General features: G+C 58.8%; 15 protein-coding genes. 3 read left to right on the top strand and 12 right to left on the bottom strand.

The genetic code is table 11. The features are described 5' to 3' along the window. Positions 1 to 48 precede the first annotated feature (48 nt). The 8 genes from ACR0EZ_RS02100 to ACR0EZ_RS02065 are packed head-to-tail and all read right to left on the bottom strand — an operon-like array spanning position 49 to position 7190. Positions 49 to 894, bottom strand: a complete 846-nt coding sequence (locus tag ACR0EZ_RS02100; protein WP_480610262.1) for an ABC transporter permease — start codon at positions 892 to 894, stop codon at positions 49 to 51. Beyond that, a complete protein-coding gene (locus ACR0EZ_RS02095; protein ID WP_480610261.1) occupies positions 891 to 1808 on the bottom strand; it encodes an ABC transporter permease in 918 nt (305 codons plus the stop codon). Before ACR0EZ_RS02095 ends, ACR0EZ_RS02100 begins: the two co-directional genes overlap by 4 nt. After that, positions 1805 to 2236: a GNAT family N-acetyltransferase gene (locus tag ACR0EZ_RS02090; RefSeq protein WP_480610259.1), complete on the bottom strand. Its 432-nt coding sequence runs from the start codon at positions 2234 to 2236 to the stop codon at positions 1805 to 1807. The genes ACR0EZ_RS02095 and ACR0EZ_RS02090 overlap by 4 nt, the downstream gene beginning before the upstream one ends. Next, positions 2236 to 3018, bottom strand: coding sequence for an ABC transporter ATP-binding protein (locus ACR0EZ_RS02085; RefSeq protein WP_480610257.1), 783 nt, complete (start codon positions 3016 to 3018; stop codon positions 2236 to 2238). Before ACR0EZ_RS02085 ends, ACR0EZ_RS02090 begins: the two co-directional genes overlap by 1 nt. Positions 3019 to 3066: 48 nt before the next feature. Then, positions 3067 to 3558 (bottom strand): hypothetical protein, encoded by a 492-nt coding sequence (locus ACR0EZ_RS02080; RefSeq protein WP_480610255.1) that lies wholly within the window; start codon positions 3556 to 3558, stop codon positions 3067 to 3069. A 30-nt stretch (positions 3559 to 3588) separates the two neighbouring features. Beyond that, positions 3589 to 5043 carry a dihydropyrimidinase gene (gene hydA / locus ACR0EZ_RS02075; RefSeq protein ID WP_480610253.1) on the bottom strand — a complete coding sequence of 485 codons (1455 nt, stop codon included), beginning with the start codon at positions 5041 to 5043 and terminating at the stop codon, positions 3589 to 3591. Further along, positions 5040 to 5936 carry a hypothetical protein gene (locus tag ACR0EZ_RS02070; RefSeq protein WP_480610252.1) on the bottom strand — a complete coding sequence of 299 codons (897 nt, stop codon included), beginning with the start codon at positions 5934 to 5936 and terminating at the stop codon, positions 5040 to 5042. The genes hydA and ACR0EZ_RS02070 overlap by 4 nt, the downstream gene beginning before the upstream one ends. 3 nt (positions 5937 to 5939) lie before the next feature. After that, positions 5940 to 7190, bottom strand: a complete 1251-nt coding sequence (locus ACR0EZ_RS02065) for a Zn-dependent hydrolase (protein ID WP_480610251.1) — start codon at positions 7188 to 7190, stop codon at positions 5940 to 5942. A gap of 171 nt (positions 7191 to 7361) precedes the next feature. On the opposite strand from ACR0EZ_RS02065, the gene ACR0EZ_RS02060 reads away from it, so the two are divergent. Next, the gene (locus tag ACR0EZ_RS02060; protein WP_480610249.1) at positions 7362 to 7970 is read left to right on the top strand and encodes a TetR family transcriptional regulator C-terminal domain-containing protein; all 609 of its coding nucleotides are present in this window, start codon (positions 7362 to 7364) and stop codon (positions 7968 to 7970) included. A gap of 7 nt (positions 7971 to 7977) precedes the next feature. Here the strand turns inward: ACR0EZ_RS02060 and ACR0EZ_RS02055 are convergent, their stop codons facing one another. The 4 genes from ACR0EZ_RS02055 to ACR0EZ_RS02040 all read right to left on the bottom strand — a co-directional run bounded on the left by ACR0EZ_RS02055 (position 7978) and on the right by ACR0EZ_RS02040 (position 12073). Continuing rightward, a complete protein-coding gene (locus tag ACR0EZ_RS02055; protein ID WP_480610247.1) occupies positions 7978 to 8457 on the bottom strand; it encodes a hypothetical protein in 480 nt (159 codons plus the stop codon). A 73-nt stretch (positions 8458 to 8530) separates the two neighbouring features. Beyond that, the gene (gene preA, locus ACR0EZ_RS02050) at positions 8531 to 9835 is read right to left on the bottom strand and encodes an NAD-dependent dihydropyrimidine dehydrogenase subunit PreA (RefSeq protein WP_480610245.1); all 1305 of its coding nucleotides are present in this window, start codon (positions 9833 to 9835) and stop codon (positions 8531 to 8533) included. Between the two features lie 20 nt (positions 9836 to 9855). Continuing rightward, complete coding sequence (locus tag ACR0EZ_RS02045) at positions 9856 to 10692, bottom strand: methyltransferase domain-containing protein (RefSeq protein ID WP_480610243.1); 837 nt, start codon at positions 10690 to 10692, stop codon at positions 9856 to 9858. A gap of 46 nt (positions 10693 to 10738) precedes the next feature. Further along, entirely contained in the window at positions 10739 to 12073 is a 1335-nt protein-coding gene (locus ACR0EZ_RS02040) for an NAD(P)-dependent oxidoreductase (RefSeq protein WP_480610241.1), read from the bottom strand. 275 nt (positions 12074 to 12348) lie between these two features. Here ACR0EZ_RS02040 and ACR0EZ_RS02035 point away from each other — a divergent pair, with 275 nt between their 5' ends. Both ACR0EZ_RS02035 and ACR0EZ_RS02030 read left to right on the top strand, forming a co-directional pair. After that, positions 12349 to 13344, top strand: a complete 996-nt coding sequence (locus ACR0EZ_RS02035) for a hypothetical protein (protein WP_480610240.1) — start codon at positions 12349 to 12351, stop codon at positions 13342 to 13344. 73 nt (positions 13345 to 13417) lie between these two features. Next, positions 13418 to 14710, top strand: a complete 1293-nt coding sequence (locus ACR0EZ_RS02030) for an O-acetylhomoserine aminocarboxypropyltransferase/cysteine synthase family protein (protein WP_480610238.1) — start codon at positions 13418 to 13420, stop codon at positions 14708 to 14710. Position 14711 lies beyond the last annotated feature (1 nt).

Raw genomic sequence — 14711 nt, 5'->3', positions numbered from 1 at the left:
ACTTCTCCTAGTTGCTATTTTTGTCCCGTTTTCGGGATCTTCTGAATTTTATCCTCGCTGCGACGGGTGCCAGAATGTCACCGTCTTTTCGATCATCGCCACCGCCCCGTAAAACGCCGTGCCAGCCAACGCGGCCACGACGATCTGCGCCCAGACCATATCCAGCGCCAACTGCCCCACGCTGGTCGAAATCCGAAAGCCCATGCCAACGATGGGCGAGCCAAAGAACTCGGCCACGATAGCGCCGATCAGGGCCAGAGTGGTACAAATCTTCAATCCGTTGAAGATAAACGGCATCGCCGCAGGCAAACGCAGTTTAAAGAAGCTCTGCCAATAGGTGGCGGCGTAAGTCTCCATCAGATCGCGCTGCATCGCTGTCGCCTCACGCAATCCGGCGACCGTGTTCACGAGCATCGGGAAGAACACCATCACAACCACCACGGCGGCTTTCGAGTGCCAGTCGAACCCGAACCACATCACCAGAATGGGCGCGGTCCCGACAATGGGCAGGGCCGCGACGAAATTCCCGACCGGCAACAGGCCGAGGCGCAGGAATTCCCAGCGGTCCACGGCAATCGCCATCAGAAAGGCCGCGCCGCAGCCAAGCAGATACCCGCTGAGCGCGCCCTTTATGATGGTCTGCACGAAATCCGCCCACAGGATCGGCAGGCTGTCCGCGAACCGAACAGCGATGACCGACGGCGCGGGCAGGATGACAAGGGGCACCTCAAGCCCCCGCACCAGCAACTCCCACACCGCTATGATCGTCAGGCCAAAGATCAGCGGGGCAAGAAGCCGGACCATCCTAGTATCTGCCTGCGGTCCGCTGGCAAGGCGGCTGTTCAGCCACCAGCCCAATACCCAAAGCAGGATCGCGAACAGGACAAAGATCATTGCGCCATCCCCATCCGCTTAAGCACCGTCCGCTCACACAGCCCCAGCAGACCGACAAGACTGGCCGCCAGAATGGCCGCCGCGAACAGGGCTGACCAGATTTGCACCGTCTGGCCATAGTAGCTGCCCGCCAGCAGGCGCGCGCCCAGACCGGCCACCGCGCCGGTTGGCAGCTCTCCGACAATCGCGCCGACCAAAGACGCGGCAATCCCGATTTTGAGCGAGGTGAACAAGTAGGGCATCGACGCAGGCAAACGCAGCTTCCAGAATGCCTGAGACCGGCTGGCGCTGTAGGTGCGCAGAAGATCAAGCTGCATCGCATCGGGGCTGCGCAGCCCTTTGACCATGCCCACGACCACCGGGAAGAAACTGAGATAGGCCGAAATGATCGCTTTCGGAACAAGACCCTGCACCCCGATGGAATACAGTACCACGATGATCATCGGTGCCAGCGCAATGATCGGAATGGTCTGGCTGACGATGGCCCAGGGCATGACGGAAAGGTCCATGACCCTGCTGTGCACGATCCCAACGGCCAGAAGAATGCCCAGCCCTGTCCCGATCACAAACCCCAGCATCGTCGCGCTGAGCGTGACCCAGCCGTGATACACAAGCGACCGTTTCGAGGTCACTTTCTTGTTCACCGTGGATTGCCACAGCTCAATGGCCACATCATGTGGCGCGGGCAGCCTTGGGCGATCCTGCTCCCACGTTTCGGGGATGGCGAAGCTGTTGTTCCAGACCAGAATGATATCGTATTCCAGCGTCCGCGCTTTCATGGTCGGCGGATCGACCTCCTCACCCGCGCGCTCGGCCTGGTTCAGGGCGCTGTCGATGTTCATCGGAATACAGGCGATGTACCAAGCGGCCAAAATGGCCAGGACGACCAGACCAACAGCATAGACCTGTTTCATGCGCGCCACTCCATTCGGATTACGGGCAGGGTTTCGGGCGGAACCGGAGCCTCGGTGCCGGTGGCGACGAACCCTTCGCGCCGATAGAATCTTTGCGCGGCCCTGTTCGGCTCATGCGTGGTGAGCCACAGGAAATCGCGCCCCTCCTTGGCTTTGTCCAGCAGACGCTTGCCAAGGCCCTCACCGGTGCGCAGGCAATAAAGCGCCCCGACTTTGTTTTCCTTGGGATCGACGGACATATAGCAATCCACCGGATCGCCCAGCACCCATATCTCGCGGTCGGGGAAGGCCTCGGCGATCAACGCCGCCAGTTGGTCCTGCGCCAGTTCCTCGGGCATCCAGTCTGTCCGGTTCATCCAGGTCGAAATGACCCGAGCGCACGCCGGAACGTCCTCCACCCTTGCCCGTCTGAGGTCGCCTGCCGCCATCACACCTCTTCCCCATGCCCGGCGCGCAGCCCCTCGCGGACGCGATGCGCGACTTCGATGAACTCGGGCGTATCGCGGATGTCCAATGGCCGTTCTTTCGGCAGAGGGCTGTCGATCACATCCGTAATCCGCCCCGGACGCGGGCTCATCACCACGATCTTGGTACTCAGATACACCGCCTCGGGGATCGAGTGTGTCACGAACCCGATGGTCTTACCTGTCCGCGCCCAAAGCGCCAGAAGCTGTTCGTTCAGGTGATCCCGCACGATCTCGTCCAAGGCCCCAAAGGGTTCGTCCATCAGCAGAATGTCTGCGTCGAACGCCAGCGCCCGTGCAATGCTGGCCCGCTGCTGCATGCCACCGGACAACTGCCATGGGAATTTCCCGCCGAACCCTTCAAGATCAACGAGTTCCAGAACGTTCTTCACCCGTTCTTCTTGATCTGAGGAAGAATACCCCATGATCTCAAGCGGTAGCTTGATGTTCTTGGCAATGGTGCGCCACGGGTACAGCCCCGCCGCCTGAAACACATAGCCATAGGCCCTGTTCCGCCGCGCCTCATCTGGGGTCATTCCGTTGACGGTCAGGCTCCCCCCGGTCGGCGTTTCCAGCGCCGCAATACAACGCAGGAACGTGGTCTTGCCACAGCCCGAAGGCCCGATGAAACTGACGAAATCGCCCTTGTTGACGGTCAGATTGACGTCCTTGAGGGCATGGACCGGGCCGTCATTGGTCTGGAAGGTGAGGTCAAGGTTGCTTGCTTTGATTACGGCACTACTCATTGCAGGTGATGATCCCGCTGTCCCGATTTCACGTGGCACGACACTGAATTATCCATCCTTCTTTTGCCATTTTGTACCGTCCGGCAGAATGACGGCTGCGACCTTGAACTGAAGCGGACGGACAAGCTCCCATTGCGGTATTCCTGATCCCGGCGGGTAGTCCTTGTTTCCACTGGGTTTTCTGTTTGGAATCACCTTCACAAGGCGCTTTGAGCCGGACACAGAAAAAGTGTTCTTGATGATCATTTCCTTGAGCTTCACGACATCGAAATGGTCATCCTTCAGTTTCTGTTCCGCTGTACGTTTGTCCAAAGGATTCTTCAGGTGTCCCATGCTGACACCACCGGACATCTGCGAATATCCACGGAACTGAAAATCGTCGACGCCGGGCAGCTTGCTCAGATGAAGCAAAGCCCAACCGAGGCCAAGCCGCCCTGCCTTGAAGCCGAGCAATCGTTCCAACTGCGGGCCGGACTTCTTGGCAAGAAAATGTGCTTGCGTGATGTAGCCCTTCAGCTTGATGGTATTCCCAACCTTCATCGCCGTTACCTCTGCATACGCCTCATCAGATTACACCCCCGTCGCCGGAATACCCGTCCGCTCAACCGGTCTCGGCGCAGTCAACTCTTTCCACGTACTCAAAGCCTTGTGCACATGCGTATTGGCCTCACGCGCCACGAACTTTCCATGCCCTTCCTGCGTCCTGATCTCGCCATCATGCACCGCCACTGCGCCACGAGTCAGCGTGAAGCGGGGCAGCCCGCGCACCTCTTTGCCTTCAAACACGTTGTAGTCGATGGAAGACTGCTGCGTCTCGGCCGAGATCACCTTGGCCTTGTCGGGGTCCCAAACCACCAGATCAGCGTCCGCACCGACCAGAACCGCGCCCTTTTTCGGATAGCAATTCAATATCTTGGCGATGTTCGTTGAAGTCACCGCCACGAACTCGTTCGGCGTCAACCGCCCGGTGTTCACGCCATAAGTCCAGAGCATCGGCATCCGGTCCTCAAGCCCCCCGGTGCCGTTCGGAATCTTGGTGAAATCACCCAAGCCATAGCGTTTCTGCTCGGTCGTAAAGGCGCAGTGATCCGTCGCCACAACGCTCAACGTCCCCGATTGCAGACCATTCCACAAACTGTCCTGATGCTGCTTGTTCCGGAACGGAGGGCTCATGACCCGCCGCGCCGCGTGCTCCCAATCGTGATGGAAATACTCGCCTTCATCCAGGGTCAAGTGCTGGATCAGAGGCTCGCCCCACACCCGCTTACCCTGCATCTTGGCACGCCGAATAGCCTCATGCGCCTCTTCGCAGGAGGTATGCACCACATAGAGCGGCACGCCAGCCATATCCGCAATCATGATCGCCCGGTTCGTGGCCTCGCCCTCCACCTGCGGGGGGCGGGAATAGGCATGCGCCTCGGGGCCCGTATTGCCCTCGGCCAGCAATTTAGCACTCAGCTCAGCCACCACATCGCCATTCTCGGCATGAACCATCGCAGTGCCACCCAACTCGGCCAAACGTTTGAACGAGGCGAACAACTCATCATCATTCACCATCAAAGCGCCCTTATAGGCCATGAAATGCTTGAACGTGTTGATCCCGCGCGTCTCGATCACCGTCTTGATGTCATCGAACACCTGCTCTCCCCACCAGGTCACGGCCATGTGGAACGAGTAATCGCAATTGGCCCGGGTTGATTTGTTGTCCCAGCGCTTCAATGCATCCAGCAGGCTTTCCCCCGGATTGGGCAACGCAAAATCGACAACCATCGTCGTGCCGCCCGCCAGCGCGGCCCGCGTCCCACTTTCAAAATCGTCACTGGAATAGGTCCCCATAAACGGCATCTCCAGATGCGTATGCGGATCAATGCCACCCGGCATCACGTAGCAGCCGGTCGCGTCCAACTCTGTGTCACCGCGCAGATCGGGCCCGATTTCGGTGATAACCCCGCCCTCGACATTCACATCCGCCTTGTAGGTCAGATCAGCGGTCACAACGGTTCCGTTCTTGATCACAGTGCTCATTTTTCCTGTTCCTCTCGGACATTTCTGTTGTTTTTTAGCTTTCGTTTTTCCAGCAACGGCTCCACCAAAACACGTGCAGAACCAACACCTGGGAGATTCCAATCGATTTTGGCGGAGAAACGGGCGTAATAGCTCGCGATAGCGCCATCCATTTTCTGTGCAAACACTTCGTCGGCTTCGCCGCGAAGAACATGCTCAACCCTTCTTCTAATATTGGACACGACCTGCGTATGCGCGTTTCTGGAAATCAGGTAGTATCGAAGACCTAAAATAAGCGTGCCGATGAACGCCAAAAACAATACTGGAACGGCCCTTCCTTTAAGAAGAGGGTTACTCGGAAACGCATAAGTAAAAAATGTAATGATGATTAAAGCGAAGAAAAAGAACTTGGTTAACCGATAAAACTCAACTGATTGACTTAGAGATTTAGAGTACAAGTTACTCGTTTCATTTCCGATACCATCAACCGCCCCAGCAAGTTTTTTCGTCAGAGTTTTTCGAGCTTCTTCGTCTCCGCCCCGCTCAGAAATCAATCGCGACACATCCGTCCAAATCAGAAATTCCAGATTTTCAAGGCTTTGAAAGTTAAAGCTGGGAGGAATTACTTTTCCGATGGATAGGCTAAAGACGTAGTTTAGATGAAGAAGAGTAATGAAGACGAAAAAAATTAGGTATATTGCGACATCGTCGATGCCCAGTGCAGTGATCGTGTTAGTGTAGGATTCAAGCGCCGCATCAAGCAAAGGAAGATTACTTAAATATGTGCTGGCGGAGTCAAACTCCATTCCGAAAACCGGAAATACAATTAGTACGGCGAGAAATCCACAAATCAAACGAATTGTGAAGAAATTCGAAAAAGAAACCGCCGCTGCAAGTATCTTATCGACATCCATCTCCTACTCCACGACCTCCGCCGTCTCAACGACCGCGTGAAACAGAACATCCGCCCCGGCCGCGGCCCAGTCCTTGCTGATCTCTTCCGCCTCATTGTGACTCAACCCATCCACGCAGGGGCACATGACCATCGCGGTCGGAGCTACCCGGTTGATCCAACAGGCATCATGCCCCGCGCCCGAGATGATGTCGCGATGCGAATACCCCAGCCGGTTCGCCGCATCGCGCACCGCGGCCACACAGCCGTCGTCGAATTTCACCGGATCGAAACCGCCGACCTTCTCGAACTCGATCTGCAGGCCCATGTCCGCCACTATTTTCTCGGCGGCTACCCGCAAGCGGCCTTCCATATCCGTGATCACCTCCAAATCGGGCGAGCGGAAATCGACCGTGAACACCGCCTTGCCGGGGATCACGTTGCGCGAGTTCGGGAACACTTCGATATGCCCCGCCGCGCCAACGGCATAAGGGGCGTGGGACCATGCAATCTCATCCACCTTCTCAAGAATACGCGCCATCGCCAGACCGGCATTTTTGCGCATTGGCATCGGGGTCGATCCCGTATGCGCGTCTTTCCCGGTCACGGTGACCTGCGTCCAACTCAGGCCCTGTCCATGGGTGACAACGCCGATATCTTTCCCTTCGGCCTCCAGAATCGGCCCCTGTTCGATGTGCAATTCAAAGAACGCATGCATATTGCGCGCGCCGACCTCTTCGTCGCCGCGCCATCCGATACGCTGCAATTCATCGCCGAATTTCTTGCCCTCGGCATCTTCGCGGTCATAGGCCCAATCCTGCGTGTGCATCCCGGCAAAAACGCCCGAAGACAGCATTGCGGGCGCGTAACGCGTACCCTCTTCATTGGTCCAGTTGGTCGCCACAATCGGATGTTTGGTCTTGATACCCAGATCATTCAGGGTGCGGATGATCTCCAACCCGCCAAGCACCCCCAGCACACCGTCATACTTGCCGCCGGTGGGCTGTGTATCCAGATGCGAGCCGACATAAACTGGCAACGCCTCGGGGTCTGTTCCTTCGCGTCGCGCAAACATATTGCCCATCTGGTCCAGACCCATCGAACACCCGGCCTCCTCGCACCAGGCCTGGAACAGGGCACGTCCTTCGGCATCCTCATCGGTCAGGGTCTGACGGTTGTTACCGCCCGCAACACCCGGCCCGATCTTGGCCATCTCCATCAGGCTGTCCCACAACCTGTCGCCATTGATCCTGAGATTCTGCGCCGGAGCTGCCATAGTCTTTATCCCTGTCGCTTGCGATTTGGCTCGCTTTTGGTGTCTTGATTTGACCATCTGGTCAAACTCACGCTATCACGGGTTCGGGATCAGTCAAGAAATTGCGAGGCACCGCCGGATTTTTCGGCATATTTCGCACCCGGTTGACGGAAAAAGAAACACGCAGGAAACATGCCAAAAGACCGCGCACCGACCCGTATCCAGAAAAAGAACCGCGCCGCGATTCTCGAGGCCGCGCTGAACGTGTTTTCGGCGCATGGGTTTCGTGGGGCGACCGTGGATCAGATCGCCGCCGAGGCCGGTCTGAGCAAACCCAACCTGCTCTATTATTTCCCGTCGAAAGAGGCGATTCACACCGCCCTTCTGTCCGGTTTGCTCGAGGTCTGGCTGGCCCCCCTGCACGATCTCGACGCGGACGGTGACCCGATGCACGAGATCCTGTCCTACATCCACCGCAAGCTGCAGATGAGCCGAGAGTTACCGCGCGAAAGCCGTCTGTTTGCAAATGAACTGGTTCAGGGCGCGCCACGCATTCACGAGGCGCTGTCCAATGATCTGAAAGAACTTGTGGACAAAAAGGCCGAAATCCTGACCCGCTGGATGGATCAGGGGAAAATCGCCCGGCTCCACCCGCATCACCTGATCTTTTCGATTTGGGCGCTGACCCAGCACTACGCCGATTTCGATGTGCAGGTGCGGTCTATTCTGGGGGACGAAGACCCCTATGATGGGGCCGGACCGTTTATCGACACGCTTTATCGAAAATTGCTGACGCCCTAGCCAGTGATTATTTGTTGGGTTTCAGCGCCAGAATACGGTTCAGAATAACAATCGCCATTGCCAGCAGAATCGTAAAATCACCCATCGTTTTGACCGTGTTGACCTTGGGCACTTTCCCTGCATCCTTGACGATTGCCGTATACATCTTGGGTTGCTGAACCCCAGCCGTGTGCTGCTGAGCGGATGCCTTCACGTATTGGTCAAAGTTCTGAAGCGCTTTGACCTTTTTGATGACCTGCCCCATGAACTGGCGATCCAGCGCGCGGTCTTCCTTGAGCTTGGCCAGCATGCCTTCGATGGATTTCTTCAACTTCAGAATGTCGTCGCGATCCTTCTTGATCTGCTTCTGATGCTGTATGAAGTTCTTGGCGGCCATGGCGTCGCGCTGCTTTGCCTTTGACAAAGCAACGTTCTTTTTCGACTGGTCCCGGTCCAGTTTGGAAACCCGGTTGCCGCCCTTGTTCCGGCCCGCTGGTGCCGCTGGCATGACGCTCTCCTTTGATCATGTCCGTCAGCGGCAGCTTAACGCCGAACGCGGGTTGCCGATATGCCCGTTTCCCCTACTCGGCGGCCTTTGCCATCGGGTTGTTCGGGTGCGTCGTCCAGTTGGCGTATTCTTCCTGCACAACATTACCGGTGCGCGGATCGACCTCACCAGCGGCCATTGGCACCATCGAAATGCACCCTTCGACTGGGCAGACATCAACGCAGAGGTTACACGCGACGCATTCCTCATCAATCACCTCGAACACCCGGTCGGGTGACATGGAAATCGCCTGATGGCTGGTGTCTTCACACGCCGCATAGCATCGACCGCATTTGATACACTGATCCTGGTCGATCTTGGCCTTGGCGACATAGTTCAGGTTCAGATATTGCCAGTCGGTCACGTTCGGGACCGCCCGCCCGACAATTTCCGAGACGTTCGAATAGCCCTTTTCGTCCATCCACTCGGACAGACCAGCGGTCAGTTCATCAATGATCTTGAAACCATAGGTCATCGCCGCCGTGCAGACCTGCACCGTGCCACAGCCGAGCGACATGAACTCTGCCGCATCGCGCCAGGTCGTAACGCCGCCGATGCCCGAGATCGGCAAGCCGTGCGTCGCCTCGGCCCGAGCGATTTCGGACACCATCGACAGTGCAATCGGCTTTACCGCCGGGCCGCAATAGCCGCCGTGGCTACCCTTGCCGTCGATCGAGGGTTCGGGGCTGAACGTGTCCAGATCGACGCTGGTGATCGAGTTGATCGTGTTGATCAGCGACACCGCATCGGCACCGCCATTCCGCGCGGCCTCGGCGGGTTTGCGGATATCGGTGATGTTCGGCGTCAGCTTGACGATCACCGGACGGTCATAGTGTTTCTTGCACCAGCGCGTGACCATCTCGATATATTCCGGCACCTGACCCACGGCAGAGCCCATGCCCCGCTCGCTCATCCCGTGGGGGCAGCCGAAGTTCAGTTCGATCCCGTCCGCGCCGGTTTCGGCCACGCGGGGCAGGATGGCTTTCCACGCCTCCTCCTCGCACGGAACCATGAGCGACGCGATCAGCGCGCGATCCGGGTAGTCGGCCTTGACCCGCGCCATTTCTTCAAGGTTCACCTCCAATGGCCGGTCTGTGATCAGTTCGATGTTGTTGAGGCCCAACAGCCGCCGATCCGCGCCGTAAATTGCGCCGTAACGCGGGCCATTGACGTTGACGACCGGCGGACCCTCGGCCCCCAGCGTTTTCCAGACGACACCGCCCCACCCGGCCTCGAACGCGCGGCGCACGTTGTATTCCTTGTCGGTCGGGGGTGCGGATGCCAGCCAATAGGGATTGGGGCTGGAAATTCCCAGAAAGTCAGTCGTCAGGTCAGCCATGGGTACTCCTTCCCGGCTCCTCAGCCGGTTTTTCTGAATATCATTTCTGTCGGGCGAATGCGCCCGGCCTTGAGGTTTTCGACGTAGTTTTGGAACTTCTCAGGGGCCGTCTCGCCCATCATCAGATGGATGCCCAGCGGGGCCGGGCCGGTTTCGGCGATCTTGGCAAAGACTTCCTCGAAAAACTCCAGCGCAAACTGGGTGCGGTCCGTTTCGGTGGTCAGGTCCAGACCCGCCGCCGCCGCCGCATCCTTGTAAACCTGCGGCGCATCCACAAAGGACGTTTCGGCCAAGGTCGACCACGGCAGGGGGAAAGCCAATGGTTCGGCAGCCTCTCCGCCCATGACATCGAACAGGGCAAAGGTCCCGCCTGTGGCCAAGGCGCGCGAGACTTCGGCAAACAGCCCGGCCTTGTCTTCGATGTTCATGCCCACATGCAACATGACCGCAAGGTCAAACCCGGCATCCGGTACCGGCATGTCCAAGGCGCTGCCGACATGAAAGCTGGTCTTCCCGGAATGACCAACCAGATCGCTGAGCGCGGTCGCTGTCTCGACAAATTCCGGCGTCAGATCGACCCCCGTCACCGTCGAGTCAAACCGGTCCACGATGTAACGCGAGGTGCCGCCTATCCCGCACCCGACATCCAGCACCCGTGTCGCATGGGTCGGCGACAGTTGCGCGAACAGGTTGTCGGTCGCCAGAACGCCGCCCGTGTGGAACTCATCCCCGGCCTTCAGATCGGCGACGGTGGCCGCATCCGGGTCGATCCCGCTTGCCTCAAGCGCCGCGCGGACGCGTTCGGTCAAAGCGCCGGTCGTGTAGTGTTGTGCAACAGCTTGTTCGATCTGGGACATGAGAAAACCTCGGCAGCGAAAGGAATGGGGTGAATACCCCACCCTATCACGAAACCAGTGCTGCGTGGATGTCCATTGCCGCGTCCCGGCCTTCGGCCACGGCAGTCACGGTCAAGTCCTCGCCACCGGCAGCGCAGTCTCCGCCCGCCCAAACACCTGTCATCGAGGTTCGGCCTGCCCCGGTGACAGCGATCTTGTTGCCGTCCAGCGTCAACCCCTCGGGCGCGCCATCCAGTGTCTGGCCGATGGCCTTGAGCACCTGATCCGCAGGCAGGCGGATCATTTCTCCGGTGCCTGTCAGTTGCCCATCCCGGCTGGAAGTGTATTCCAACTCGATCTCTGCCGCAGCGCCGTTTCCGTGAACGGCCACGGGTTGCACGTTGGTCATGATCCGAACCCCGTGCGACGCTGCAAGATCCTGTTCATACCGGCTGGCCCCCATCGCGTCACGATCCCGGCGATAGGCGATGGTCACATGCTCGGCCCCCAGCAGCTTGGACTTCACAGCCGCATCCACCGCTGTCATGCCGCCGCCAATGACAACCACATTCCGACCGACCGGCAGATCGGCAAGATCACTGGCCTGCCGCACGTCCGAGATGAAATCGACCGCAGGACGCACACCATCCTTGTCGACACCACCTGCGCGCAGTGCGTTCACACCGGCCAGACCGATCGACAGGAAGACCGCATCGTAATTTTCCAAGAGGCCGTCCAGCGAGATGGTTTCGCCCAGCATCGATCCGGTCTCAACCGCGATGCCGCCGATCTTGAGAAGCCAGTCCACCTCGGCCTGCGCAAAGTCGTTGGTCGACTTATAGGCGGCGATCCCGTATTCGTTCAGACCGCCCGGCTTGGGCCTGCTTTCGTGGATCACCACGTCATGGCCCAGCATCGCCAAACGGTGCGCGCAGGCCAGCCCCGCAGGCCCCGCCCCAACCACCGCCACGGTCTTGCCGGTCGACGTCGCGCGGCTGAACGGATGCGCGCCGGAAGCCATGATGTCGTCGGTTGCAAAGCGTTGCAGGCGTCCGATCTCAACCGGTTTGCCCTCGGCCGCTTCGCGCACGCAGGCCTCTTCACACAGTGTCTCGGTCGGACATACGCGGGCGCACATGCCGCCCAGAATGTTCTGTTCAAGGATCGTGCGCCCTGCCGATTGCGGCTGCCCGGCCTGTATCTGGCGAATGAACAGCGGAATATCGATATCCGTCGGACAGGCCGTCACGCATGGCGCGTCATAGCAGAAATAGCAGCGATCGGCGGCCACGGCGGCCTCATGCGGGGCCAGTGGCGGATGCAGATCGGTGAAATTCGAGGTCAGCTCATCGCTGGAAAGCCGCCCGGAAACGATCCCGGGTGCCATCTGGCCCTGTGCCATCACTCTACTCCCTGTAGATATGTTTGTTATGGCTCCAGCTTGCCACATCTGAAATTTTTATCAATTGGTAAAATTTGCCAATTGGTCAAAAAATGAGGAATCCGACCCGATCACGTGCATTCCCAGTCGGTTTTGCCCGATTTTGATGCAAATGCCGCTGTGTCCTGTCTGCCCTGCCCCTTCAGATTCAAAAGACAGGCTTTTGACGCCCTACGCGGCTTCCTGTAATCCCGAACTAAGAGCGCAAGATAAAGACGCCCACAGGGACAGGCAAAATGCAGGCACCTTCGCAGAAATTCAACGTCGTCATCGTCGGGCAAAACAACCGCCTGCAGTATGAGGCGGTTCTGTTCGCCGCCTCGCTGCGCCATTCTTCGCCGGATTTCGACGGGAAGCTGTTTGTCGCAACGCCGAACCCCGGCCCGCGCTGGCAGCAGAACCCCAGCATCCAGGATGAGGATGTGTTGAAGGCGCTGAGACAGTTGGGAGCCGAGATCCTGCCATTCGACACGCATGTGTTCGGCGACAGCTATCCCAACGGCAACAAGATCGAGGCCCTGCTTGCCCTGCCCGAGGGTGAGCCCTTTGTCTTCTTCGACACCGACACGCTGATCACCGGAGACCTGAACAGCGTCCCGTTTGATTTCAACCGCCCCGGCGCGTCGCTGCGGGTTGAAGGGACATGGCCCAGACCCACGCTTTACGGTCCGGGCTATGAAGGGATCTGGCGCGCGCTTTACCAGCGCTTTGGGCTGGATTTCGAAAGCTCGCTGGATGCCGGACAGCCGCAAGACTACTGGCGGCGGTATTTGTACTTCAACGCAGGCTATTTCTTCTACAAATGCCCCCGTCTGTTCGGTGAGCGTTTCCTTGAATACGCCCGCGCCATCCGCGACGAAGACATTCCGGAACTGACAGGACAAAACCTCGACCCCTGGCTGGATCAGGTTGCGCTTCCGCTGGTGATCCACTCTTTCGGGGGCGGGCGGGATGCTCTGCCCGACGGGCTGCTGGATGGCACCGTCAGCTGCCACTACCGGCTGTTTCCCCTGCTTTACGCCCGCGAAAGCGATCATGTGATCAAGGTTCTGGAAACCGTCGCCACGCCCAACAAGGTCAAGAAAGTCCTGAAAAACTACGACCCGCTGAAAAAACTGGTCATTCAGGGCAAGGGCGCGAAAATCCGCAATCTGTTCGATCAGGACAACCTGCCCCAGCGCGAGCAGGTCATTCGCAATACGATCAAGCGCAACGGGTTGTGGATGCGCTGACAGGATCGTTGTGCGGACACGGGCAATCGCCTAGACAGTCACTAAAGACAAATTCCAACAGGAGATTTTCAAGATGTCTGACGGCCCCACCTATGGTTTTGACACGCTGCAAATTCATGCAGGCGCCCGCCCCGACCCGGCGACCGGTGCGCGCCAGACACCGATTTACCAGACAACGGCCTATGTGTTCCGCGATGCGGACCACGCGGCAGCCCTGTTCAACCTGCAAGAGGTTGGGTTCATCTATTCCCGCCTGACCAACCCTACGGTGGCCGTTCTGCAGGAACGTGTTGCCACGCTGGAAGGTGGCGTTGGCGCGGTTTGCTGTTCCTCGGGCCATGCAGCGCAGATCATGGCGCTGTTCCCGCTGATGGGGCCGGGCTGCAACGTGATCGCCTCGACACGTCTATATGGCGGCACGGTCACGCAGTTCAGCCAGACCATCAAGCGCTTTGGCTGGTCGGCCAAGTTCGTGGACACCGACGATCTGGACGCTGTCAAAGCCGCCATCGACGAAAACACCCGCGCGGTGTTCTGTGAATCCATCGCCAACCCCGGCGGCTATGTGACCGATATCCGCGCTTTGGCGGATGTGGCCGATGGCGCGGGCGTTCCGCTGATCGTCGATAACACCTCGGCCACGCCATACCTGTGCCGCCCGATCGAACATGGCGCAACGCTGGTGGTGCATTCGACCACCAAGTACCTGACCGGCAACGGCACTGTCACCGGTGGCTGCATCGTGGATTCGGGCAAGTTCGACTGGTCGGCGAATGGCAAGTTCCCCTCGCTCAGCGAACCGGAACCCGCCTATCACGGCCTGAAATTCCACGAGACATTCGGCCCGCTGGCCTTCACCTTCCACAGCATCGCCATCGGCCTGCGCGACCTCGGCATGACGATGAACCCGCAGGCAGCGCATTACACGCTGTTGGGGATCGAAACCCTGTCGCTGCGGATGGAGCGGCATGTCGAGAACGCCCAGAAGATCGCCGCCTGGCTCGAGGCTGACGACCGTGTGGAATACGTGACCTATGCGGGTCTGCCCTCATCGCCTTACCACGACAGGGTCAAGGCACAGTACCCGCGCGGCGCGGGCGCGCTGTTCACCTTTGCGGTCAAGGGTGGTTATGACGCCTGCATCAAGCTGGTCAACGCTTTGGAAATCTTCAGCCATGTAGCCAATCTGGGCGACGCGCGATCACTGATCATCCACTCGGCATCCACGACCCACCGGCAGCTGACACCCGAACAGCAAGAGGCCGCAGGCGCCAGCCCCAACGTGGTTCGCTTGTCCATCGGGATCGAGGACGCCGACGACCTGATCGCCGACTTGGATCAGGCGCTCAGCAAAGCCAGCGCCTGAC

This window comes from Ruegeria sp. AK4, assembly GCF_056541025.1.
Note: the sequence above shows the minus strand (reverse complement) of the source record. Positions and strands in the feature narration are given on the sequence as shown.

Bases quoted from the DNA above. Each gene is read 5' to 3' on its own strand.
- ACR0EZ_RS02040 (WP_480610241.1), bottom strand. From the start codon at position 12,073: ATGGCACAGGGCCAGATGGCACCCGGGATCGTTTCCGGGCGGCTTTCC.
- ACR0EZ_RS02090 (WP_480610259.1), bottom strand. From the start codon at position 2,236: ATGGCGGCAGGCGACCTCAGACGGGCAAGGGTGGAGGACGTTCCGGCG.
- ACR0EZ_RS02085 (WP_480610257.1), bottom strand. From the start codon at position 3,018: ATGAGTAGTGCCGTAATCAAAGCAAGCAACCTTGACCTCACCTTCCAG.
- ACR0EZ_RS02030 (WP_480610238.1), top strand. From the start codon at position 13,418: ATGTCTGACGGCCCCACCTATGGTTTTGACACGCTGCAAATTCATGCA.
- ACR0EZ_RS02095 (WP_480610261.1), bottom strand. From the start codon at position 1,808: ATGAAACAGGTCTATGCTGTTGGTCTGGTCGTCCTGGCCATTTTGGCC.
- ACR0EZ_RS02080 (WP_480610255.1), bottom strand. From the start codon at position 3,558: ATGAAGGTTGGGAATACCATCAAGCTGAAGGGCTACATCACGCAAGCA.
- ACR0EZ_RS02070 (WP_480610252.1), bottom strand. From the start codon at position 5,936: ATGGATGTCGATAAGATACTTGCAGCGGCGGTTTCTTTTTCGAATTTC.
- ACR0EZ_RS02035 (WP_480610240.1), top strand. From the start codon at position 12,349: ATGCAGGCACCTTCGCAGAAATTCAACGTCGTCATCGTCGGGCAAAAC.
- ACR0EZ_RS02060 (WP_480610249.1), top strand. From the start codon at position 7,362: ATGCCAAAAGACCGCGCACCGACCCGTATCCAGAAAAAGAACCGCGCC.
- ACR0EZ_RS02100 (WP_480610262.1), bottom strand. From the start codon at position 894: ATGATCTTTGTCCTGTTCGCGATCCTGCTTTGGGTATTGGGCTGGTGG.
- preA (WP_480610245.1), bottom strand. From the start codon at position 9,835: ATGGCTGACCTGACGACTGACTTTCTGGGAATTTCCAGCCCCAATCCC.
- ACR0EZ_RS02065 (WP_480610251.1), bottom strand. From the start codon at position 7,190: ATGGCAGCTCCGGCGCAGAATCTCAGGATCAATGGCGACAGGTTGTGG.
- ACR0EZ_RS02055 (WP_480610247.1), bottom strand. From the start codon at position 8,457: ATGCCAGCGGCACCAGCGGGCCGGAACAAGGGCGGCAACCGGGTTTCC.
- ACR0EZ_RS02045 (WP_480610243.1), bottom strand. From the start codon at position 10,692: ATGTCCCAGATCGAACAAGCTGTTGCACAACACTACACGACCGGCGCT.
- hydA (WP_480610253.1), bottom strand. From the start codon at position 5,043: ATGAGCACTGTGATCAAGAACGGAACCGTTGTGACCGCTGATCTGACC.